Below are 24,699 nucleotides of genomic sequence, written 5' to 3'. Positions count from 1 at the left end.
TAATTAATTGGTTCTAAAGAAGGCCTTGGAAAAATTGTTTGTAGGATTAAGGTAGCGTATATTAGCGTAAATACACACGTTGGTAGCAACCCTTAAAGAGTCATCATGAAGCGAGTTTTCCTATTCTTCACTTTATCATTTGTCACTGTTTTTGCTTTAGCCCAAGACGATAATGAAAGTTTGGACTGTTCAATTATAAAAAAGGGCACGTTTAAATACTTGGACATTCCGGATACAACAGCATATTTCAAAATAAAGAAGGAAAATCACACTGAGTATCATCGAGACGGCAAATACTACATAAAATCGAAAATTAAGTGGGTTAATGATTGCCAGTATGAAATGGTGATGCTTTCAAATACAATTCCTGATTTTCCATTTCAGCCTGGCGCTGTAATGCTGGTGACCTTCCTTAAAATTGAAGGAGATATTATTTATTACTCAGCAGAAGTAGATGGCGATAAGTGGTATGGGAGACTACGTAAGCTAGAATAGGGCTGCATACAACAGAGGGCTCCTTTGTGCTCTGCCCCTGTTGGTCTTCCAAAAAATAGCACGCCGAACGCCGAGGTTGGTGTGCTGAGCCTGCCTATCGGCAGACAGGCCTGTCGAAGTATCACCAACCGAACTGCTGTAGGACCCTTGTGCCATTAAGAATGAAGCACTACTATGGTCGTATTCAGCGTAATCTTTTACCAGGTTCCATTTCTGATAAGTAGTGGTAAAAGAAAAAGTTAGAAAAATGATTTGGCAATCGAAGTGGCGTATTTTAGCGGAAATACAATCGTTGCCTGCAATTTTAATGACGCATTTTCACATAAAAACAAAAAACACAATATCTGCAGGCAATCCTGCTTTATCTGCCTCATTCGAGAAAATCTTGTGCGTAGGTTGTTAAACCATATTTTTTATCTACTTCCTGGATAAGTGTTACATGTTCCGGAGTATTTTCTGCAACGGGAAGAAATTGACCATATCCGGCTGCTGTTCCTAACTTTCTAAATACATTTTCTAATCCTGCCGGTATTACAGTACATAAAAGTTTAGCAAGTTTATCTGATGTGTTTTTAAAACAATGAATATCTCCTTCAAAAGGGATATTAATAAAGCCACCTTCATTTACAATTTGCCTGCCCGCCTCTGTTTTAAATTCAAGTTCACCTTCTATAAGGAAAAATAATTCTTGTGTGCCCGGGTGTGAATGTGGAAGCGGGCCCCCACCGGGTGGTACAAGCATTTCAATTACCGCATAGTTACCATTCGTTTCTTCTCCCGAAATAATAATCCGATAATTACCTCCTGCAACACCAAGTATTTCTCCCTCAGTATTGCTTTTCATTGTTATATTTTCTCTCATTTGATAACTTATTTTATCTTCTCATACCGCTATACATTCCATTTTTTGTATAACCTGCATCTTTGTCTATCACGAAACAAACGGCTGTGCTTTTTGCATCAACCTGCAGCAGCATATTTTCATCGTCTGTTATGATGCTGTCTCCTTTTTCCAAAGCTGTTTGAGGAATATTTATTGCACCATCAAATACATACAAAAAATAAGCAGTGTTTTTAAAGTGAGGCTTGGGCAAACTCACAGTGGTATTTTCAAAATCCATATCATACACCAAAACATTGCTTTTAATTTCAAGCGGGGCATTGCTTTTTTGTAAGCCGGCAACCAACCGCCAATGATCAGGAACCAATTCACCGGCATTGGCAAACTGCACCTGTGGCTGGTTGTCCTCATTTTCGGGGCGTATAAATATTTGCAGCAACCTTACATCTTCATTGTACTTATCTGCAGGAATACTTTCTTCGTGGTAAATACCGCTTCCTGCATTCATCATCATAATGTTTTGTGGAGTTACAGCAACTTCCTTGCCTGTACTGTCTCTATGCAGCATTGTTCCTCTTCGCATCAGGGTTAGTATCTCATCATTTCTGTGAGGGTGCATTCCTATAAATGCCCCGGGCTTAAGATGGGCATCATCAAACCTGCCTAAATTATAAAAACCCAAATCACCGTTCTCCATATTACGCCCAGGAATTACGATTTGGATACTAAAATTTCCGTGTCCGGCTTTTTGTCTTTCCGACGCCTTGTTAATAGTTAACATGATAATATTCTTTTGATGCTTCAAGCCTTTTGCACAGGCTTGAAGCGTTCTGTTTATTCCATTGATGGCAAAACATCTGTAAATAAAATGCCTAACAATTCTCCGCCTTCAGGTCTTGCCCAATCCTGTGCAATTTCTGCCATTAGCGTATTGGTAGCTGTTAAAACCACACCGGCCTTTGCCATTCTTTGTTGGCTTAAATCTTCACTCATGTTAAATGGTGAACCCGATGCGTCCATCACTGCTTGTACATTAAAACCTTCTTCTACTGCACTAATAGCCGGAAAAACCAAACAAACATCGGTGGTTACACCTGCCATAATCAGGTTTTTCTTTCCTGTTGCAAGTACGGCTTCATGAAAACCTTTGTGTTCCCAACAATTAACGGTGCCTTCTCTTTTAATTCTTTTTTCAAAAGCATCGGGTAAAATATTTGCCAATTCAGGCAATAAAGGGCCTTGTGCTGCGTACTCCTGGCTGCTGGTAAGCACAACAGGAATGTTCAATACTTTTGCCATTTTTGCCAATGCCAATGTTTTCTTTTGTACCTCTTCCAAAGGAATGTTTTTAATCAGTTTCATCGTACCAACCTGATGGTCGATGAGTAATAGTGCCGTGTTTTCGGCTGTAAATTTTGTTGTGTTCATTTTTATTATTTTAAAACTGAATGATAAAATGATCCACAAAGTTATTTTACCTTTACTATACATTTTACAACAATAGGCTTTAATATCCTTACTATAAAAAAGTATAGCAATGGCAAAAAACAATGAGTTCATAGAAATTCAACCTGTTTCAGATGCATTGGAAATTATTGGGGGCAAATGGAAGTTTCCCATTATTTTCAGCTTATGCCACGGCAAAAAACGGTATAAAGAATTAGAGAAAGACTTGAATGGCGTATCGCCCAAAGCATTAACCAATGCATTAAAAGACCTTGAAATAAATGGATTGGTTAAGCGGGAAGTGTTTGCAACCGTGCCCGTAACGGTGGAGTATAGCTTGACGCAATACGGAAAGGATTTAAAACCCGTTTTGCTTTCAATACAGGAATGGGGCAAAAAGCACAGAAAGAAAATTATGCAAAAATAAAAATCCCTTATACCAGTTTTTCTGCCCCTGTTGGTCTTCCAAAAAAATATCACCCCGAACGCCGGGGTTGGTGTACTGAGTCCCGGTATTCACCGGGATAAACTTTGACGAAGTATCACCAACCGCACTACTGTAGGAAACCTCGTACCAGTACTTATATTCTACATGTTATCAATCCCGGTGATGAGAAAGAAATCCTCCTGAGCTTGCCGAAGAATTGTCAACACCTGTTTCATAAAATAACGCAGAAGAATATTTATATTCCTCTGGAAGCATGCACATACCTGCCCTTACTCAACGAGAAACCGAAAACCATCACTAATAATAATCTTACACTTATCGGGCTGTAAAAGTTTTTTCCATTCCAGGTTTGTGGCTGTAAAAAATTGTGGATATTCAGTAGTAAAAGCTGGCATATGCGATATGAAAACCAACCCCGGCGTAATACATATTTTATGAAAACAGTCAATCTTTTATTTTTTGTTATTATTCTGCTTGGAGCCTGTTCGTCCCCAAAGAAAACGACCAAAGCAGCTTCACCGGCAGTAACCCGCGACGACGTATTACGAGGTGGCACTTCTTTTAGTAATGCGGTTATTTTAATGGTGGAAAGTGAAAGCGCAGGACTAAGCGAGGAATACAAATGGTTGGCTAATAATTATCCGGGTTATGGGTTAATCAGGAGGACCCACGTAAAAAAGTCGCCAAAGCACTATGATATCATACGGATCAAAACAAGACAAGGACATGTAAAGGATATTTATTTCGATAGTACAAGCTTTAGGAGGAAAACCTGATCAAGTAGCTTTTCGTCATTCCGGGGTCTCTTCTTTCCCGATGAGTCTCCTCCGGCAGAAACTTTCGGGATATAGGGAAATCAGCGGAGGGACTCGTCGGAATGCTGTATCTCCTTTCATGTCCATACATCAGAAAATAATCCAACCAGTCCTCACTGGCACATGAAACGGAGCACATCCCAATTCATCCAAAAATTTATACAGCCCGTGCAATCCGCTCCTGGATCTGGTGCAGCAATCAGCTTTCTTGCGCTGCAATTGAAAAGAGTACAATCTAAAACCACTGAACATGACAACTGAAACTGATCACATTTTACTACGACGCACATTTGCACTGTCAGCAGAAGCTAAAAGAGCCGGCAATTTTCCTTACGCCTGCGTATTAGCAGACCCTTCGGGAAAACTTATCCTGGAGGCAAAAAACGGGATCATGACCGGTAAAAACCACCTGAACCATGCAGAGATGGTGCTGCTGCTGGAGGCTTGTTCAGCCTTTTCATTTGAAGCGCTGCAATCCTTCACAATTTATACAAGCGCCGAACCCTGTCCCATGTGTGCGGCCGCCATTTACTGGTCGGGTATTGGCCGGCTCGTTTACGGGCTGAGCAGTGAGCGTAAAAATAAATTAAACAATGGCAGCGGGCATATTTCTATGAACAGGCCGGTACGTGAGGTGATTGCCTGCGGCAACAGGCCGATGGAAATTACCGGCCCTTTACTGGAAGATGAGGCCTGGGTTTCGGTTGACGGGCACAGCAACTGATAAAATAAAATGTATAACACGAAAACACTGATTTTAATTTGCTCCATTTTTGGTATCATATTATCACATAAATTAGACTGTTGGTGCGTCGTGCACTCCCCCAAGGTGAAAAAAGATTAACTGACATGAGACTGAAAAAACTTCTACTTATTCCCACACTCTTTTTGATAACTGTGTTTGCGAGCGGACAAACCAGTTCCGATAATGATTTTGCCGCCTTTGCAAAGCAGCAAAACACCCTTTTTGTTGCCGCATACGAAAAGCAGGACGTCGGACACTACAATTCCTTGCTGGAGGAGTTTTTGAAACGATATGGGGACCTGACCAAAGAAGGACAAAAGCAGTATGCCTCCTATTACATCAATGCGTACTATAACCTAAGCTGTACTTACTCTTTGCTGAAGAACAAACAGATGGCTTTGACTTGTTTAGATAAAGCAGTAAAGGCAGGATACGCCAATTATTCGCATATCATAAAAGACAGCGATTTGGACAACATCCGAAATGAAAAGACATTTAAAACGATTATTCAACCGTTGCGGGAAACCGGCGATTACCTGTACATCTTGAAAAAGGACAATAACCGGTTTGCCAAAACTGACAGCATTGAAGTGCCTTCCTTCATTTACCAATCAGCGGATAATCCCGACCTGGTGCGTTTACGCCAGCAATTCAAGCTTGACTCTGTGGCGGGTTCCGGTAACGAAGTTTCAAGGTTTATTAATGTTCTTCATTGGGTGCACAACAGCATTCGCCACGACGGACAACACGAAAGCGGCATTAAAGCAGTAAACGGATTTGAAATCGCTTCTGTTACAAAAGCCAAAAACATTGGTGTGTCCTGCGGTGAATTGGCAACCGTACTAAACGACTGTTTTTTGGCGCTCGGCTTCAAGTCGAGAAAGATATACTGCCAGCCGAAAGACAGTCTGAACATGGATCATGATGCCCATGTGATCAATGCAGTTTTTTCGACTGAGTTAAGAAAATGGCTTTGGATGGACCCGACCAATGATGCTTATGTAATGAACGAAAAGGGAGAATTGTTAGGGATTGATGAAGTGCGAAACAGACTGATCAACAACCAGCCCCTCATTCTTAATCCTGACGCCAACTGGAACCGCCGCAGCTCTACCACTAAAGACAATTACCTGTACTACTACATGGCAAAGAACCTTTACCGTTTTTATTGTACGTTGGAGAGTGGCTTTGACGTGGAGACGACAGGCGGAGATAGAACAATCACTTATGTCAACCTGGTTCCGAAAGGATATGGAAAGTTCAAACAGGTACCTTCCAAAATGCAGTTTTACAACCAAAACCTGAAAACTACATTTATTCATTACACGACCCATAATCCTGCAACGTTTTGGCGAGTTCCTTAACGACAGCTCTAACACCCCAAAGCTTGGATTTAAATTATGGAAACGAAAAGTAATATCTAAAGCCAAGTCTAACGGTACTTCTTTTATAAAAAAAATAAGTGTATTTGGAGTCTAATTGTTACACTTGCTGGAATATACTTAGCATATACTGCAAAAACTTTAGCACGACAAGGAAATAAATACTCCGAAGCTGCCTTAGTTCTTTCATCCTTCCGGGGTTCTCCCTTTACCACAATCAAACTCTGTCTCGGGGTTTGGCCCAAGCCAACCCAGTGAATAAGCTACTTCAATAACCGGTAATCAAACGGCTCATAACCTCCCGGCAATCCGGTTTCATAACGTATATCGTAGGCAACACGTTTTATGACATTGAAAAAATAATTCCAAGCTCCATTTCTTATTGAGGCAATTTTTAGTCATTTTATTTTCATGCCGGGTATGAGAGGAACGGTTTCAACCAATTCCAGTGACTTCACCATATCCTTTGTACCGGTTTTGTATTTTATAAAATGAGGTGTTTGCAGGTGTGCTTTGTAAGCCGTTGAATCTGCATAAATTTCCAGTATCGTGATATGGTTGGGTTTATTTTTTTCCGCTACGGCATATAAGGTCAGCACACCGGGCTCGAGACGAACCGAGGCTTCGATCTCTTCCCTCAGCGCCGTTTTATAGCTTTCCAACTGAGCAGAATCGATCTGGAGTTTTGCCAGCCGCACGAGCTGTTTTTTTTCCTGCGCATTAACGGTCATACCAAAAAATAACAGGCCTGTCGATATAACAGTTGTCAGTAACAAGCGACGGTTCAAAAAAATGGGTTGCAGATACTTTCGCAGTTGCATGGTTACCAGTTTTGATTTTTTAACCCCTCCCTAAAGTTACTGCAACGGCATAAAACAAAAACGCAAAGGGCTGTTTGCTCCTTTGCGTTCCGCGGAGATGAAGCTGTTGTATTAGATTTCCTTCATCACTTTTTCCAGTAATGCTTTTGTCTTCCGGATGCCCTCTTCTTCACTCAATTTACTTCCTTCATATTCGATACCTACATAGCCTTTGAAGCCGGAGTCTTTTACAATTTTCATAATCTTGTTATAGTCGGTTTCAATGCAATTACCCTGCTCATCGAAATCATAACTTTTGGCACTCACGCCTTTTGCAAATGGCATCAGTTCTTTGGTTCCCTGGTAGCGGTCATAGCTTTCAAGGCAATTGGTCCAGTTGTTCGGTTCACGTTTGATGCAGAAGTTGCCAAAGTCAGGAAGCGTTCCCACATTTTTCTTACCGATCTGTTTCATCACCCCCGCAAGCCAACTGCCATCGGAAGAATAGCCACCATGATTTTCTACGATCACATTGATCTTTTCTTTGGCTGCATATTCACCCAACCTGCCCAGGCCATCCACCGCAGCACTGGCCACTTCTTCCCTTGTTCCTTTGCCGGCCGCATTCACCCTGATAGTGGCACAGCCCAGGTATTTCGCTGCATCCACCCATTTGTAATGATTTTCTACCGCCTTCGTACGGTCGGCATCATTGGTAGCACCCAACTCGCCTTCACCATCGCACATGATCAAATGATTTTTTACCCCATTGTCTTTGCATCGCTTCAGTAATTCATTGAGATAACCGGTATCTTTTGCCTTGTCTTTGAAAAACTGGTTGACGTATTCTACCACGCTGATTCCAAAATCGTTTTTTGCTTTAGCAGGAAAATCGAGGTTGTCCAGCTTTTTTGCAAACAGGGCTTTATGCAACGACCACTGCGCCAGTGAAATTTCAAAGAATGATTTCTTCATGGCGTCTGCAGCAAATACATCCTGGCCCAGCACAGAGAGTCCCGCTGCACCGGCTGCAAGTCCACTGAATTGTTGTAAAAATTGACGGCGATTAGATGACATGTAATAGTTTTTTTAATAAATGAAAATAAGCAATCTCTGATTTATGATTATTCTAAATGTTTCATCGAATATTTATTAGTTGACCATCGCTGCGGGGCGAAGGTTTTTACCTTTTCGCTGGGTCAATTCATCACCCAAATCTGTTCTTGCTTCTTCCACCCATCTCAACATTTGCTCTACAATTTCAGGGTACTGCTTTTGCACATCATACACGGTTCCCGGGTCATGCGCCAGATCGTATAAGGCCATTGGTACATCAACAATGGGTGTTGGCCCCGGTTTACCACCCTTGCCCGGAGTGCCCTGGGAATATGCCTGCGATTTATGCGGCAACACCAGCTCCCAGTTTTTATAACGGACCAGTTTTAAATTATTGACATCATAATACACATAAAACACTTCTCTTGGTGTTTGTGATGATTGACCTGTAAGTAGCGGAAGAAAATTAAGTCCATCGATTTTTTGCTGAGGCAGTGATGCGCCGGCAGCAGCAATAACAGTAGGTAAAATATCCATGTTGGTCAATAGCTGGCTGCAAACAGATCCGGCTTCCGTTTTACCAGGCCAACGAATAAAACAGGGCACTCTTGTGCCACCATCCCAGGCAGTGCCTTTGCCTTCTCTTAATCCGCCGGCAGAGCCTGCATGATCACCAAAGGAAAGCCAGGGGCCATTATCGCTGGTGACAATAAGTAACGTATTTTTTGATAGATCATTTTTCTCCAATGCATCTAACACTCTTCCTATTGACCAATCTATTTCACTGATCACATCACCAAATAAACCAGTTTTGGTTTTGCCTTTGAATTTATCCGACACTGCCAGCGGCACATGCGGCATTGGATGAGCCAGGTATAAAAAGAAAGGTCGTTGTTTATTTTTTGCAATAAACTGTTCTGCTTTTTCGGTAAGTGTTGTCGTTAATGCAGCCTGCTGTTCCAGTGTGGTGATGGTTGCGACTTGCCTGTCACCCTCCAATACCGGGAGTGGTGGAAACCTGATTCGCCAATTGGCCGTATCAACGATAGGTTTGCCTTCATAATCGACCGGCCACATATCATGCGAATAAGGAATACCGTAAAAGCTATCAAATCCAAAATGCAGGGGTAAATACGGGGGCTTGTATCCCAAATGCCATTTGCCCAGCATGGCTGTTGTATAGCCTGCTTTTTTTAGCAGGCTCGCTATCGTTTCTTCAGATGGACTCAGTGCTTTTGTACTCCATGGCATCAACGCACCGCCGCTCATGCCAATCCTGTTGGGATAACAACCGGTCAGCAATGCCGCCCTTGAAGGACTGCATACCGCCTGTGCGGCATAGAAATGAGTAAACCGCATGCCGTCTTTTGCCAACCGGTTAAAATTTGGTGTAGTATAACCGGTAGCACCATAAGGTTCGGTATCGCCATAACCCATATCATCCATATTAATGATGATAATATTAGGCTTGACCGATGGTTTTCCTGCTGGTTGTGCCTTAGTAATAACAATCGATAAACAACCTGTAAGCAGCCAGGCAATTTTTTTTATGCATATTAAATTCATAATTACTCTACCGATAGTTCATCAGCAAACAACCATGCTTTACCACCATTGCCTGCATGCCAGGACGGGCAACTGTGAATGCCTTCTGCTACTACTTTGATGTATCGTGCAGTGGAGGATTTAGATAGCGTGAACGTTTTTCTTTCGTTCTCCTGCTGTTGTTGGGGAATGGGTTCGCCAACTTCTCCCAGCAACTGGTAGTTGCTACCGTCTGCCGAAGTGAATACTTTCATCTTTACTGGTAAAAAAATCCATGCACCATGATTACGTAAGAATGAGCCATTGACTTTTGAAAAAGATTCTTCAGTCCCTAAGTCAATGATCGCTTCCATGTCCTTGCCTTCAAAACCCAGCCAGCCCTTGTGAAAGTTTTTGACATCGCCGCTCCAGCCATCAACGAGTGTAACAGGTCCCATGGCGGCATACTGTGACGCATAGCTGCTATTGAGATTAACAGCATATTTTCCTTTTACAACCTTTAACTCGCTGATATCACTTGGCATTTTGCCGGGCACATAAGCCACTGCTTTGATAACACCGCTTTGATTAACTACTATCGGGCCGGAATAAATGGTCGATTGAAGCGTAGGTATGCTCCCATCTGTCGTATAATAAATTTTTGCATTGCTTTCAGCAGAAGAAATAGTCACCGTTGATTCATTACCTGCAATCACTTTTGTCTTTGTCGCCATTTCAGCGTCCGTTCCGATCTGTGGCATGGCCGCAAGAACCTGGGCAACACCTCTCAGTTTGAAAACGTATACCTGCTTTGTTGGTTTACTCGATTTTTCCAATGAAAGTGGTAGTGAAATAACAAGGCCTTCACTGGTTTGCTTCCAGCCTAATTTTTCCTTTGATCCCAATAATTGAATATCAGAGCCGGTCACCGGTTTTATTTTTCTGACGATCAATTCTTTTCCCGGCCAGCCATTCACATAAATGAATGTCTCCCCTTTAACATTCTGCGCAAAGCGGATATTATCACCTTCCTGGAAATAATCCCAGGTTTTAACGTGATAGATAGCTTCGCTATTTATTTTTGTCCACTCGCCTATTTCCCGCAACCGGTCAATACTTACATCAGGAAAAACGCCTTCACGGGTTGGGCCAACATTCAATAAATAATTACCGCCCTTTGCTACCACATCCACCAGGTTCCAGATAAGCTGGTTCGTGGTTTTCCAGTTATGATCATTTTTATTATAACCCCAATGATCGTTCATCGTCATACAACTTTCCCAATCCAAATCGCTTTTGGTATCCAATATCTCCTGTTCGGGTGTACCAAAATCACCGGCCGATTTTCCCTTACTCATTCCCTGCATACCATTTCTTCCTTTCCCTATCCTGTTGTTAATAATAAGACCGGGTTTTAATTGCCGAAGCCAATCATACAATTCCTGTCCCTGTTCTTCTGTCCATTCTTCCACCCACTCACCATCAAACCACAATACACCAGGATCATATTTTGTTACCAACTCTTTTAATTGAGGTTTCAAGTATTCTTCCCGGTATTTGGCAATGTTGGTTTTATTTTCATCCGGATGATGCCAGTCCATGATAGAATGATACATGCAAAAAACAATGCCCTGTTTTTTACAGGCATCGGACAGCTCCTTCATAATATCCCGCTTGAAAGGGGTACGATCCATTACATCATAATCACTCACTTTACTGTCCCATAAACAAAAGCCATCGTGATGCTTGGAAGTGATCACGATATATTTCATACCGGCATTCTTCGCCATGCTTACCCATTCATCGGCATTAAATTTTAACGGATTGAATTGCGGTCCAAACTTTTCGTATTCTTCTTTGGGTATTTGTGCTTCCTGCATGATCCATTCGCCGTAATTGGTACCGCCTTTATATTCGCCTGCCGGTACTGCATACAATCCCCAATGGATGAACATGCCGAATTTGGCATTACGCCACCACTCCAATCGTTTATCATCTTTTGAAATGGGTTGGGCCTTTAACCCGGAAAAAAATAAAAGCATGGCAAACATTCCGGCAATAATGATGGGCAGATGAAGATGGCAGGCGATTTTTTTCACAGCGAGCTTTTGAGTTTAAAAGATTATTCTATTACAAACCAGGTATAGCTTTCGGGTGCTATAGTAAATGATAACTGAATTTCGTTCTTTTCATTCATCCGAACTGATTGCATTGCTTTTCCTTTTTCACCGATAAGGGCTGAATTCCTTAAGCCGGTGTAATATAACGGAACCTGGATGGTTCTCCTGATAGTTTCTTTTAATGGGTTATACAACATCAGCAAGCCTTTTGTTTTCAAAGCCGGGTTCACATGCAATATTCCATCCCAGTCGCGGCCATCAGCTCTTCTAAGATGAATGATATCTGAATTCAAAATAGCACGATAGTTTTTATACCAGTTGATGACGCTGACTACTACCTGTTTTGTTGCATCGGTATCATATAATCTTGGACCGCGATAACAAGCCTGCACTCCTGCTCCATAATATTGCATCATCAATTGTTCATAATCTTTTATATGTTCGCTCAATGGTTCCAGGATGGCTTCGGGCCCACCGCCCTGGTATCTTGTTAATGGAACAAAGCCCCAACCCATCGATGGTGTTTTTTCCCAGGTACCATCGAAGATATTTTGACGGTTTAAAATTTTTTGATTTTCCCGCGGTAAAGAAAAATTCACTTCCCGGTAGCCAATAGCAATCTTATGGGTGCCATCTAAAAAATACCAATCGGGTGCATTGATGTAAATACCTTTTTCATTCAGCCAGCGATACAACTCTTTTTGAATTTCCATTTGCCGCCACTGTGAATCATCCAATCCTTTATGACCGGGGTGTGACACAGAAGCACAAACATCACCGGGATAGGGGCCATCATTTTCCCAAATATCAAAACCAGTTTGTGTAAAAAAGTATTTTATTTTATCCCGGTACGCTAATCCCCATTTACTGCCGAAGCAAGGTGCATTGCCAAAAAAAGCCCCGCCTGTTTTACCGGTTACCGGGTTGATCACATCATCTTCTTCGCTGATGCGCCTTGAACTGAATAAAGAATAACCACCGATTTTAATTCCCTTGCTGTGCGCATACGCAGCGTTATTTTTCCAACGTTTTATATTCTCCGCAGAACTATCTTCCATATTGATATGACTGCCGAAGCTTAAGATCAATGCCTCATAACCTGTAGCGGCGCATTGGTCAATGGCATTTCTTACTTCCTCATCATTCTTACTGACGAGGTGCATGAAGATGGGATTTGCTGTGGTCCATGGAGCAATGCTGCGATACATTTTGCGGATGGCTAATCCTCTTCTCTCCCGGTCATAACTATCCATCAGCAATTCAAAACTGCGGACGGAGGTAAAGGATTCGCCTGCTTTTAATTCAATGCCCGGCGCTTTGTCAGGATACACTTCCAGCACACAGGGAGTAGTATAGTCATAGTTCACCTGCGAGGTATACGATGAATCAATTTTCCAGTGCAATGTCTGATCGCTGATATCATAGCGCATCGCATTGTTGAAAGCGTAATTGGTTTCTACATAAATGCCCTGTTGTTTTTTCATTTTGTCGGGCTTGCCCACCACTGCACTTTCTTCTTCCACTATTGCCAATAGTTCATTTTTAACCCGGTCTATCTTAACGACAGCACCGTCATTTTCAATTGTCACCCACTTGGCGATCAATGGCAGCCCATCATATAAAGCGTAGTGAACTTTTACTGTTAAATCTTTTACCGGCGCTGCATCATTTTTATAAATGAAGCTGATCAAAACACCGGTTGGCTGTTGTGTATTGGATGCCCACCAACCTTTCGCATTCCAATTAATAAACGGTTGGGGTTTGTTGGTTTCAAATTTTACGAACCGAAAGTCATCATCACCTTTCTTAAATTCATCCAACCATTCGGGCAAGAGATAAGCTTTTTCTTTTTGACCATACAAACCACCGACGTTGTACTCTTTTCCATTAATGGTAATTACCGCTTCCGGCATCACGGCCCGCAGCAATTGCTGACCGGTAATCATATTTTTATAATCGGTACATACCGCATTGGGAGATAACCGAAATGTTCTTTTTACAAGGCCGTTGTACAGTGTAATATCTTTTTTGTTGGCGCTGGTGTAAATGGCAGCTTTTTGTTTTACAGGGGTGATAAGCCAATCCTGCTTGTATAAAGCAGGTTCAACTGTCAACGTTTGCAACGGTGACTGAGCTTGCAAAACAAAGGTAATTGTGAAAGCAGGAATTATTGGCAGCAATCTTTTTATCATAAGCAATGCTAATCGGGTAGTTTGTATAATCCAAACTCAGCAAGAGTCGGGTTTAATCGTGATGACAGAATTTTCAATCGAACTTTATTCGTCGTTATTTTATCGAAGCGTAGTAACCGTTTGTAACCTACTGTCGAACCTTTGGCGGCCTGTTTCCAATCTTTGCCATCAAAGTATTCCAAAACAAATTCTTCAATCCGTTGCCCGACAGCAATGTTTTCCTGCAGGCTCAACACGTCAATTGTTTTTTGGGAAGGCAATATCAGTTCTATCATAGTTGTACTGTCCTTTCCTTTAGTAGTAAAGTAAGTATTATAGTCTCCATCCAACAAAGCCTTTGTATTGACAGCATTGCCAGATTTTATAATCGCTCCTTTGCCCAGGTTGTTTTTAAAAGTCTGATCGAGTAACCAGCGAAATCCCTGTAAGCTTTTTATATCGCTGTCTGCCAGTAATCCTCTTTTATCAGGAGGAATATTCAATAACAATACGCTGTTGTAACCAACCGAGCTGAAATAAATGTCCAATAGTTTTTCCGGTGACTTCACCTGGTCATCTTCCTTGCTATGATAAAACCAGCCCGGCCGGATCGATACATCTGTTTCTGCAGGATACCATACTAAGCCCCTGACGTCTTTTATCTTTTCACGGCTACCCAGGTCTTTTCCCATTTTATCGCCTGTGGGTGCATAGGCTACATCCTTTTGCGAACCATCAGCGATTTTTTGCAGCATATTATCATCAGCAGGTATTACACTCCATTCCATTTCCCTGCCATAACCACTTTCTGTACCAACCCAGCGTACATCCGGTCCCATGATGGCGATAGTGGCTGTTGGTTGCAGTTTACGGATATGTGCATACCAGCGGTTGAAGTCATACACTTGTTTTTTCCCGTTCGGGCCTTCACCATTGGCGCCATCAAACCAAACTTCGTCAACACGGCCATATTGAGTCAACAACTCGGTTAGCTGGTTGATGAAATAATCATTGTACGCATCGGTTCCATATATCTTCGCATTCCTGTCCCACGGTGAGAGGTAAACCCCAAATCCAATATTATATTTTTTACAGGCATTGGCCACTTCTCTTACCACATCGCCTTTACCATTCTTCCACGGACTATTCTTTACTGAATGTTCCGTGAACTTGCTGGGCCATAAACAAAAGCCATCATGGTGTTTGGCTGTGATGATGACTTGTTTGAACCCGGCATCTTTAACTGTTTTAATCCATTGCTCCGCATCGAGTGAAACAGGATTAAATATTTTGGGGTCTTCTGTACCATCACCCCACTCTTTATCGGTGAATGTATTGACACCAAAATGAAAAAAGGTTGTCAATTCCAGTTTTTGCCAGCGAAGTTGCCGGGGAGATGGTCTTACGTTTGCGGCTTTTGCAATGATTTCTTTTTCAGTTGCGCCCGGCTTTATCAGTACATAATTCTGCGTTGCGTTTTGCGCATAACTGAATTGCGAAATAAATAGTATAAGACCCGCTGCGATTTTTGTTTTCTGCATTGTGTAGTTGTTCGGAGACAGTTAGTTATTTGAGTTCAACGAGAATAACCGTATCTGGTCCATCGACGCTGATGGCATCTGTTGAAATAGTTACGCTATCTTTTTGCTGTTTAAATTTCACTTTGCCAGATGTTCCTAACAGGGTTACCTGTTTTATTTTTTCTTTCAACGGTAATAGAATGGTATTTGCCTCCGGTGTTTTAAAGAGATGCAGGTAGATCTTTTTATCGTTTTGTGTGGTGACACCCCAGGGTTGAGGACCAAGCGGTCCACCTCTTGTTCCATAAATGCTTTCTCCATATTGCTGCAACCACTTACCGGCTACAGCTAATGTATCTGTAAACTCAGGCTGTATAGCACCACTCGGCATTGGTCCAATGTTCAGCAACAAGTTTGCATTTCGTCCTGCCGCACCCACTAATAATTGGATCACCTGGGAAACTGTTTTATAGCTTGTGTCTGTAATATTATAGCCCCACGAACCATTGATGGTTTCGCATGTTTCCACGGGCAGTTCATCGGATGCTTTTTGAAAGCTAAGCCCTGATTTGTTTTCACCGGGCAGGTCTCTTTCAAACATTTGAAAGTCCTCACCATTTAGCGGTGACAGGTGATGATTGTTTCCAATCATACACTGTGGCTGAAGCCGGTGAATTAAACCATAGATCTCATCATATTTCCAGTCGATGCGGGATGTCCTGTCAGCATCTCCTTCAGGATTGGTTTGATCCCAATGACCATCGAACCAAATGGACATGATCTCACCATAGTTGGTCAGCAATTCTGTCAATTGATTTTTCATGAATTGCAGGTAGGAAGCATAATTACTTTTTGCCGTACGACCGGTGCCTTTTCCTGTTCTTCCCGTTTCGTAGGGATAATCGTTGCGGTACCAATCAAGCGTTGAATAGTATAACCCCAATTTTATTCCTTGCTTCTTACATTCATCTGAAAGCATTTTCAAAACATCTTTACCATAAGGCGTGTTCGTGATTTTCCAATCCGATTGTTTGGTATCCCAATTAGAAAAACCATCATGGTGACGGGTGATAAAAACTATATACTTCATGCCTGCATTCTTCGCCGTAGTCACCCATTTGGCTGCATCAAAGTCAACCGGGTTAAACGCACGAAGCAGGCGGGTATAGTCTTCCACTTTAATATTCCGGTTATTCATCACCCACTCACCGTGCCCCAATACACTTGACAGGCCCCAATGAATAAACATGCCATACTTATTATCCTGGAATTGATGACGGGCTTCCAGGTTTTCTTTAGCAGGCATATAAGTTGACTGCGCAGAAAGCGAACAAATGGTTACAACTAAACCAGCAATGGTGGTTATTAATTTTTTCATATGAACAATATAAAAGTGGTTATCTCAAAGATGAAAATTACCTGATTATCTGCTCAATTGTGTAATTACCTATTCGTTGTTTTTACCCCTTTCTTATGCTGTTTTCACTATTATAGAAAAAAGATACCCCGCAGGTGCGGGGTACTTACTGCTTGCGAAGATGCAAACGACTGCTTATGAGAACAAAAAAAACTGCCTTTGGCTATGCGATCAAAAACCTGATCAGTCACCAACCCAACATGAAAGTTCAGGCAACTGGCTCCGCTTAATCTCCCTCACCAAAATTTGGCGCTGTTTTGTCATACCAGATCCTTTGCGTGCTTAAAGTTGGCAGATCCTGTGCATTAGGTGTAAATCCCTGATCAGTCATAGCTGCCTGCCAATTGGTACGGTTGGCTTCTCCCGGGTCTATTGTCCAGAACCGGCGGGGGATGGTTTCATTAAATGGTTCCCTGGCATAATAAACAGAGACTTTTTTTGGATAGCCGGTTCTTCTTACAAAAACGAAAGCTTCATTGGCATTGCGATAGAAATTCAAATATTGCTGGATGTATATCCTTTCAAGATCATTAACAGCACTGAATTTTACGGCGGGATTGGCCAGGTATGCATTAATCGCTGCATCAACATCTCCGGCAATAGTTGTTGAACCGGCAGCGATGGCAATATCATTCATGGTTTTGATAGATGAAGCAATTCCTTTTTTATACCAATCCTCTGCTGTGCCACGGGTATTTACACTGCCTGCGTAACCTTTTTGGATAAACTCAGCAATAAGGAAACAGGTTTCGGCTGCTGTTACAATCACGTCTCTGAAATCGCCGCTGGTAGCTGAATTATAACGTGGTGAAAAGAATTTTCTATTGATAGGCGATATAAGAAAATACCTGGAAACGGAATTTCCGGTATTGGTATTACCTACAGCAAAAGGATTTTTGATATAATTGGCAACAGAAGGGTTCGTAGTAAAATCAGCCGGTCCGCCCTGGAACCTGATCAAAGGATCAGCGGGATCAATAAAAGCGGGAAGGGTCACTCCATACTTTGTCAATGTGTCCTTGTACTTACCCTGCAGATCGTTGGGTTCAAAATAAACGGGCAATCGCGGATCATTGGATGTCTTCAAAAATTTCATGATAGACGTAGTAGCATAGCGTGTGCTCCTGTAATTGATATCACCCGATGTACCAAAAGGTAAATAATCTATATTCTGGTAAGAAAGCTGGTCTTCATTCGCTTCAATAGGACCTATAGCGTTTTGCATCACCTGCTGAAATATCTCCCTGGTCTTTGCATTATTGGCAACATCCAGTCTTGCTGCAATGCGAAGTTTTAAAGAATTAGCCAGTTTCAACCATTTTGTCCAATCGCTTTTATAAAATACATCCGCTGAGCCATAAGTGTTTTGATTGGGAAGGTTATTATCGGATAATACGGTAATAGCATTATCCAATTCAGTCAGCCATTGTGTAAAAAGATCTTCCTGTTTGTCGTAGGTGGGATTGAAATTACCTTCATAGCGCCCCTGCACCGCCTCCGAATAAGGAACAGAACCATTCATATCAGTCACCTTAATGCCATGCAATGCCTGCAGCACATACGTGACGGCGCCCATTTTTTTATAATTATCCTTATCAGGTTTGGCATCTATTTGCTTTCTTATTTCAAAAAGATTGGGCAATATCTGCAGGTAATAATTGCCATACCGTGTATTCACATTATTGGTCATTTCATACGGATCGGTGGTCATGTGCTGGGTAAAGCGGAACAATTGCTCCATGCTTTCCCATACCCATTCAGTGCCCTGGTAGGTTACTACCCTATCCTCCGCATAAGTGAGCAGGTATTTAATATCAGGCGTGGTAACTACACTCGGATTGGTATTGATTTCCGCAAAATTCTTTTTACAGGAACTGACGGCAGAACAAAATGCTATCAACCCTGCAGCTATTATATATGATTTATAGTTTTGCATAACAATATGATTGATCTTTAAAAAAATGTTTTTTACCACTTAGAATGATGCCCTTAGTGTGAATGTGATATTTCTTGTTTTTGGTAAAAAACCCTCTTCACCGGAAAAAGCTGTATTATTCGAGTTATTGGATGCAGGGTTGTAGTTATAAGGTAATGTCTGGTGCAGGTAAGCCAGGTCACGGCCAATAGCTGACAATGACAATCCGTTCAACTTTAATTTTTCATACAACTTCTTTGGAAAATTATAACTCAATGCTACCTGGCGAAGTGATATCCATGAATTTTTCAGGACCCAATAGTCTGACACACCGGTAGAGGATGAGCCATACCTGTAACCAAATTGTGGTAAATGGGTTGGCTCTACAAAACCCTGGTCGTATGCCTGCTGGTAGGTAAGCCCGCCTACATTTACCTGCGTGCCATTAGGCAATGTCACCATTTGTCCGTCTGCAAATACACCATCCGGAATGATACCATCATCATAAGTTTTACCATCCCACGCACTGGTCCATACAATGCCGCCATGATCCGCATCTCTTCCATGAAGTGTGTTGGGAAATACGCCTGTATGTGTACCATACCTGTATGTGAGCAGTACAAAATCGCCGCCGATCTTGGCATCTATCAGCACATTCAGGCTAAACCCTTTGTAGCTAAAAGTATTATCCCACCCAGCCCTGTATTTGGCATTGATATCACCCACATCCTGTATTTCATTGCTGCGGGCCGGAAATGCAGCTCGTGCGTCAGAACGCCATGCAAGAATTGGTTTGCCCGTTTTAGGGTCGGTTTTGGAATGGATAGTTGTTCTCAACACGCCGTAAGATTGTCCTTCCACTGCCCAGGTACTGATCTCGCCGATATTTGCACCCGGAAGGTTATACTCTTTTACACCAGGGTAAAGTTCTATAATCTTATTGCGGTTTCTTGAATAATTAAATGCAGTGTTCCAACTAAAATCTCTTGTCTTTACCGGGGTAGCATCTATGGATAATTCTACTCCCTTGTTTTGAATATTGCCCGCATTGATCAGGATAGAATTAACACCGGAAACAGCGGGGGTACCAATCCTCAATATTTGATTCTTTGTATTATCCTGGTAAAAACTAACATCAAATCCTAGCCTGTTTTTTAAGAACCGGATTTCCGCTCCAATTTCTTTTGCGATTTTACGGAGAGGTTTTAAATCAGGTTGTAATGCATCTAAGCTTGAGTAAGTAGAAGCAGGTACCTGTCCACCGTTGGCATTGCTAAAACCACTGAATACAAATCCGGGATTAATGACGAAAGGATCTGTATCGCCACCCAATGCCGCGATATTGGTTCTTAGTTTCCCATAGCTAAGCCATGTTGGTAATGATTTAAACGTTTCGGTAAATATCCAGGACAAACTTGCGGCAGGATAATTATAGAAATTATTTCCCGATCCATCTAAATAGGTAAGTGCTGAAGACCAGTCGCCGCGCCAGGTAGTTTGCAAAAAAAGCATATTCTTAAATGAAAGATCTGCGCTGGCATATAATGAATTAAAGCTTTTCCTGCTATTGATACCACCATCAGTAAATGGGGTGTTCACAGAATTGGTGATAAAGTAGTTGCCGGGATAATTAAGCCCTCCTCTTGTTTCAGAATATTCAAAGCTATTGGTGAAGCGCTGCATTTCTGCACCTACATATCCTGCCACGCTAAAATCTTTATTGACTTCCTTGTTCAACATGAGCATAGCCTTTAAAAACTTGCTCTCCCTGTTTTCGAAGCCAAGACCATACAGTCCTCCTCTGAAATCTCTTTGCTGGCCCAATTCTTTATTTTCCCTTTTGATATAAATATTATTGATGTTGCCTTCCAGTACTAACTTAGCCCATGAAGTAAGATCAGCATTGATCGTTAACCTTCCCCGAAGTAGTTGTTCCTTTTGTAAATACTGATTTTCAAAAAGCATGAACCAGAATCTTGATTCGGGTGCTTTGTTGGGCTCATCCGGATCGTTGAGTTGTGGAGCACCTCCAAATATGCTGGTGTACTTGTCTTTTCGCATCCAGTATCTGGTGTCGTAGTTGCGTGGAAGTATCCAGGTAAACAATTTTCCAAAATTATCCGAAGCAAAAGCATCCAGGCCTCCCAGCCGTGGTGGGTTCTTTCCTTCAAAATGACTATACGCAACACCAGCATCAATACCCAGGTATTTGGTCAGTTGATGCGTGGCCCGGATATCGAAGGCGTCTTTGCTGAGTTTGTTATTTGGCACGATGCCCTTTCCTGTGTTGTGATTATAGGAAATACGGAAGGTCGATTTTTCAGAACCTCCATCTACTGCAACATTGGTATTGCTGCCAAGTCCTGTTTGAAATGCATCCAAAAAATTATTGGGTTGCGGCAAATAACTGGTAGGTGTACCATCATAATTCCTCACTTGCTGACCGGTCATGCGTGGCCCCCAGTTTTCCAGTTCACGGTATATCTGCCGGTCAATATATGGTTCGCCGGTAACAGGATCAATGGGGAATACTTTTGTTGTCCATGCTTCATCCGGTTTATAATTCGGTTCACGGTTATCGGTGAAAAAAGCACCTACAGTACCACCACCAAATTCATTTTGAAAATCAGGACCTGCATAGGGATCCATGATATTTACCGATTGATTGACCGATACGCCAATCCCTTTTCTTAATGACCCTTTTTTGGTAGTGATTAAAATAACACCGTTAATAGCACGACTACCGTATAAGGCTGCCGCAGCAGAACCTTTTAAAACTGAAACGGATTCAAAATCTTCGGTATTCAGGTTTTTAAAATCATTTCCGAAATCACGGCCACGGCCATTGAAAACCCCATTATCCATGATCACACCATCTACTACAAAAATGGGCTGATTGTTGGTGCCTAATGTTGAGTTGCCCCTGATCACAATTTTTGAATTGCCAAATAAGCCGCCTGCTCCCTGGTCGATCTGTACACCTGCCACTTTACCCTGCAACGCATTGATCGGATTCACTTCATTAGTTTTGGCTAAATCACTTCCTTTTATTTCGGTAACAGAAAAACCGAGTTGTCTTTTTTGTTTTTTTACTCCTAATGCGGTGACGACTACTTCGCTTAAAGCCGTATTGGCTATCTGTAGTTGTACCGTATAGTTTGAACCGGCACCTATTGTAATTTCAGTGGTTGTATACCCCACTGCAGATATTTCCAACACTTCACCTTCATTGGCCTCTATCTCAAACCGTCCCTCGTTATTGGTTGTGGTACCCCGGGAAGTTCCTTTCACAATAACGCTTGCATTGGCTATGACGGCGCCGTTGGATGAATTTACAATACCGGATATTTTTTTAAAATTATCCGCTGCCCTATCGGCGTCGATTACTACGCTGACGCCGTTTTTCTTCAGGATAATCTGGCTGCCGGATACTTCGTACGAAACATTCAACGGCTTAAAAAGTCGCTCCAATACATCGCCCAACCTTTCTTCCCTTGCTTCAACTGAAGTTTTCTGATTTAGGGGGATGGTTTGTTCTGTATAGGCAAATTTTATTTCAGCGGCTTTTTCAATGCTGGTCAATATAGTTTTTAATCCTTGTTTGTTAATCGACAGCGTAATCTTTCTGTCGAGTATTTCCTGTCCGTTCGTTTTCTTTGCCAGTGCTATGTTGACAAGCGTGAGCATGCTATAAGCCAGCAGCAATGTTACCCGCATAATAGAAAAAACGGATGGGGGCAGTTTTCCTTTTTTGTTCATAATCTAAAGGGAGTTTAGCAGTTAATAAGAATGAAGGCGAAGCATTCCCACAACGAAGGGGAAAATTTCAGGTTGGCGTTTCACTACCAACCTTTTTATTTTTATTGGAACAAGTTTACCGGTGCATAGGCAATTGGTTTTTGTAAGGTTTATTGACGAGTAGTTTCACTACTACATTGACACTCCCCCGCCAGGAAGTTTATACCAGCTCTGCTTTTTTCTTAACGCCCACTTTTTAATTACAGCCGTTGCCTTCCAGGAAAATCTTATTGTCATCGATACGGTAAGTAGCGCCCAGTACTTTACAAAGGATATTCAGTTTCCCTTCCAGTGTTTCTTCATCCAGCAAAACAGTGATACCACCGCATTTGCTAAATTTTTCTTTGTCGTAACTTATATCCACCGTATATACTCCTGATAGCTTTTCGAGGATTTCACCGATTGATTTATTTTCAAAGGAGAAAGTTTTGGCGACCATTGCGTGTTCTTCCAGCAAGGATGAATCCGCTATTTCCGTTTTTGTAAGCGTATTGGGCTTGCTATTGAATACGGCCTGTTGCTGAGGTGTCAGTACCAACTCTTCCTTTTGCAGGTTATCATCTTTTCTGAATACAGAAACCTTACCAGTTTTAACAGCTACGATCACTTTTCCATCCGGCTTATTGGCTACAATGCGAAAACTTGTTCCCAAAACTTTTACAGCTATTCCCTGCACATATACATAAAAAGGCCGGTTTGCATCTTTAGCAATATCAAAAAAAGCTTCACCTTCCAGCTGTACTTCCCGTTTATAAGGCTGGAGAAAACGGGCATATTTCACACTGCTATTGTTCCCGAGTGTAATGGTGCTGCCATCTACCAGGTAAACCACCTGCGGTTTAGCGGTGTTATTGGTAAATTGTAATTCCGCCGGATTAGTTTTATTGATAACAAGTTCAGGTAAGCTTTCACTTTGGGTATTTTTATTTTTTTGTTGAAAAACGAAAACAGCCAACCCGAGCAAGCCAATAACAGAAGCGGCCACCGCATATTTATACCAGCGCTTGCCCAGTTGCGCAACATGGCCTTTAGTATTAATCCGTTCAGTAATCATACTCCATGTATCGCTACTCATTTGACCGTTCTCAGCGGTAGTAAGTTCTCCTTTTTCTGCTTCATAGAGCAGTAAAACCAGCTCCCTCGCTTTTAACAGCAATTCTTCTTTGTCTGAATGCTGCAACAACCAGTTTTTCCAATATTCATTACTATTTTCATCAGGCTGTAAAACCCATAACACAAAGGCATCAGTTCGCAACATTTCTTCCAGCTCAGCTTTTGAATAAGGCATAAAAATGATCAGGCTTTTTACAAAGTGTATAAAAGCCGTTACAGATACTCTTTTTTTCTTAACTTTTTTTTACAAGCCGCAAAATGCAATGAACTGCATACACCGGCGAAGGAATTGAACAGCTTTGTGAAGGAGGTTGCTGGCTGACTGATAATTAATGGACATGATCTCGGCAACCTGTTCAGTGGAAAAGCCTTTATAGAACCGAAGGTTAATTACCTCCTGCTGTCTTTTTGGTAAAAGTTGTATTGCTTTACGAATCTTTTCCAGCTTGTAAACCCGGTCTTCGTTTTCAAGGATAAAAAATTCTATTGGCTGCTCAAGTATAGTATCATCCAGTTCACCAAGATCATCGTTCAAAGAAGAAATTCTGATTTTTTCTTTTTTAATCAATTTATAACGTAATGCTTTTAGCAAATACATGCTGACCAGCTGTACTGGTTTCAGGTTTTGTTTTGAATGCCACAGTTCAACAAAAAGATCCTGTATAGCATCCTGTACTTCATTCTTATCCGGTTTTATTTTCAGTCCATAAAGGATCATCGATTCTACATGATCTTTATACAACGATGCATAAGCATTGAAATCCCCGGCAATAAACCTGAGCCAAAGATCAGCACCCTGCTTTTCAATATGATTAGTTCGCAGATCGTTCATTAATAAACCGTGTTCAGAAAGTGGAACATTTCGCTAAAATAATATTTCCCGGCTATGAGAGATTTTAAAACTTTAAAAGCAGGGCTTACCCCTGGGAAGAGAAGAAAAATATCGCAGCTGCCGGATTCGTCATGTCCCGAAAACCAGTGGAAAGAAAATTTTATGTTTCATTATTTGAACCATGAATCATCCAAATAAGATTGTCCAGACACAAGAAGTGTTGATCGGGCGTTCCATCCCGAAGCCGGTTCAGGACAAGTG

General features: G+C 41.8%; 19 protein-coding genes. 5 read left to right on the top strand and 14 right to left on the bottom strand.

Features of this window, described 5'->3' with window-relative positions; translation table 11 throughout:
- Positions 1-105: 105 nt before the first annotated feature.
- The gene (locus tag P2W73_RS04300) at positions 106-495 is read left to right on the top strand and encodes a hypothetical protein (protein WP_276500759.1); all 390 of its coding nucleotides are present in this window, start codon (positions 106-108) and stop codon (positions 493-495) included.
- 370 nt (positions 496-865) lie between these two features.
- On the opposite strand, the gene P2W73_RS04295 is transcribed toward P2W73_RS04300, so the two are convergent.
- Genes P2W73_RS04295 through P2W73_RS04285 form a run of 3 tightly spaced genes read right to left on the bottom strand, consistent with a single transcriptional unit; the run spans position 866 to position 2,764 of the window.
- Positions 866-1,339, bottom strand: a complete 474-nt coding sequence (locus tag P2W73_RS04295; RefSeq protein ID WP_276500758.1) for a cupin domain-containing protein — start codon at positions 1,337-1,339, stop codon at positions 866-868.
- A 31-nt stretch (positions 1,340-1,370) separates the two neighbouring features.
- Positions 1,371-2,117, bottom strand: a complete 747-nt coding sequence (locus tag P2W73_RS04290; RefSeq protein ID WP_276500757.1) for a pirin family protein — start codon at positions 2,115-2,117, stop codon at positions 1,371-1,373.
- 53 nt (positions 2,118-2,170) lie between these two features.
- Positions 2,171-2,764 (bottom strand): isochorismatase family protein, encoded by a 594-nt coding sequence (locus P2W73_RS04285; RefSeq protein ID WP_276500756.1) that lies wholly within the window; start codon positions 2,762-2,764, stop codon positions 2,171-2,173.
- 109 nt (positions 2,765-2,873) lie between these two features.
- Here P2W73_RS04285 and P2W73_RS04280 point away from each other — a divergent pair, with 109 nt between their 5' ends.
- The 4 genes from P2W73_RS04280 to P2W73_RS04265 all read left to right on the top strand — a co-directional run bounded on the left by P2W73_RS04280 (position 2,874) and on the right by P2W73_RS04265 (position 6,154).
- Positions 2,874-3,209 carry a winged helix-turn-helix transcriptional regulator gene (locus P2W73_RS04280; RefSeq protein WP_276500755.1) on the top strand — a complete coding sequence of 112 codons (336 nt, stop codon included), beginning with the start codon at positions 2,874-2,876 and terminating at the stop codon, positions 3,207-3,209.
- Positions 3,210-3,664: 455 nt separating this feature from the next.
- Entirely contained in the window at positions 3,665-4,006 is a 342-nt protein-coding gene (locus P2W73_RS04275) for a hypothetical protein (RefSeq protein ID WP_276500754.1), read from the top strand.
- A gap of 289 nt (positions 4,007-4,295) precedes the next feature.
- A complete protein-coding gene (locus P2W73_RS04270; RefSeq protein WP_276500753.1) occupies positions 4,296-4,769 on the top strand; it encodes a nucleoside deaminase in 474 nt (157 codons plus the stop codon).
- A 125-nt stretch (positions 4,770-4,894) separates the two neighbouring features.
- Positions 4,895-6,154 (top strand): TPR end-of-group domain-containing protein, encoded by a 1,260-nt coding sequence (locus P2W73_RS04265; RefSeq protein WP_276500752.1) that lies wholly within the window; start codon positions 4,895-4,897, stop codon positions 6,152-6,154.
- A gap of 416 nt (positions 6,155-6,570) precedes the next feature.
- Here P2W73_RS04265 and P2W73_RS04260 read toward each other — a convergent pair whose 3' ends face one another.
- The 11 genes from P2W73_RS04260 to P2W73_RS04210 form a co-directional block, all read right to left on the bottom strand.
- A complete protein-coding gene (locus tag P2W73_RS04260) occupies positions 6,571-6,993 on the bottom strand; it encodes a putative quinol monooxygenase (RefSeq protein ID WP_276500751.1) in 423 nt (140 codons plus the stop codon).
- Between the two features lie 111 nt (positions 6,994-7,104).
- Positions 7,105-8,049, bottom strand: a complete 945-nt coding sequence (locus tag P2W73_RS04255; RefSeq protein WP_276500750.1) for a sugar phosphate isomerase/epimerase family protein — start codon at positions 8,047-8,049, stop codon at positions 7,105-7,107.
- Between the two features lie 75 nt (positions 8,050-8,124).
- Positions 8,125-9,594, bottom strand: a complete 1,470-nt coding sequence (locus P2W73_RS04250; protein WP_276500749.1) for a sulfatase family protein — start codon at positions 9,592-9,594, stop codon at positions 8,125-8,127.
- 2 nt (positions 9,595-9,596) lie between these two features.
- Positions 9,597-11,651: an alpha-L-fucosidase gene (locus tag P2W73_RS04245; RefSeq protein ID WP_276500748.1), complete on the bottom strand. Its 2,055-nt coding sequence runs from the start codon at positions 11,649-11,651 to the stop codon at positions 9,597-9,599.
- A gap of 23 nt (positions 11,652-11,674) precedes the next feature.
- Positions 11,675-13,864 (bottom strand): alpha-galactosidase, encoded by a 2,190-nt coding sequence (locus P2W73_RS04240; protein WP_276500747.1) that lies wholly within the window; start codon positions 13,862-13,864, stop codon positions 11,675-11,677.
- Positions 13,865-13,872: 8 nt separating this feature from the next.
- Positions 13,873-15,384, bottom strand: a complete 1,512-nt coding sequence (locus P2W73_RS04235; protein ID WP_276500746.1) for an alpha-L-fucosidase — start codon at positions 15,382-15,384, stop codon at positions 13,873-13,875.
- 25 nt (positions 15,385-15,409) lie between these two features.
- Positions 15,410-16,741 carry an alpha-L-fucosidase gene (locus P2W73_RS04230; RefSeq protein ID WP_276500745.1) on the bottom strand — a complete coding sequence of 444 codons (1,332 nt, stop codon included), beginning with the start codon at positions 16,739-16,741 and terminating at the stop codon, positions 15,410-15,412.
- A 265-nt stretch (positions 16,742-17,006) separates the two neighbouring features.
- Positions 17,007-18,716 (bottom strand): SusD/RagB family nutrient-binding outer membrane lipoprotein, encoded by a 1,710-nt coding sequence (locus P2W73_RS04225; protein ID WP_276500744.1) that lies wholly within the window; start codon positions 18,714-18,716, stop codon positions 17,007-17,009.
- 39 nt (positions 18,717-18,755) lie between these two features.
- On the bottom strand, positions 18,756-22,454 hold the full coding sequence (locus P2W73_RS04220; protein ID WP_276500743.1) for a SusC/RagA family TonB-linked outer membrane protein: 3,699 nt from the start codon (positions 22,452-22,454) through the stop codon (positions 18,756-18,758).
- 235 nt (positions 22,455-22,689) lie between these two features.
- Positions 22,690-23,781 carry a FecR family protein gene (locus P2W73_RS04215; protein ID WP_276500742.1) on the bottom strand — a complete coding sequence of 364 codons (1,092 nt, stop codon included), beginning with the start codon at positions 23,779-23,781 and terminating at the stop codon, positions 22,690-22,692.
- Between the two features lie 69 nt (positions 23,782-23,850).
- Complete coding sequence (locus P2W73_RS04210; RefSeq protein ID WP_276500741.1) at positions 23,851-24,438, bottom strand: RNA polymerase sigma factor; 588 nt, start codon at positions 24,436-24,438, stop codon at positions 23,851-23,853.
- Positions 24,439-24,699 lie beyond the last annotated feature (261 nt).

The sequence above is a fragment of the Terrimonas pollutisoli genome (assembly GCF_029360765.1).
Classification (GTDB): Bacteria; Bacteroidota; Bacteroidia; order Chitinophagales; family Chitinophagaceae; genus Terrimonas_B; species Terrimonas_B pollutisoli.
Note: the sequence above shows the minus strand (reverse complement) of the source record. Positions and strands in the feature narration are given on the sequence as shown.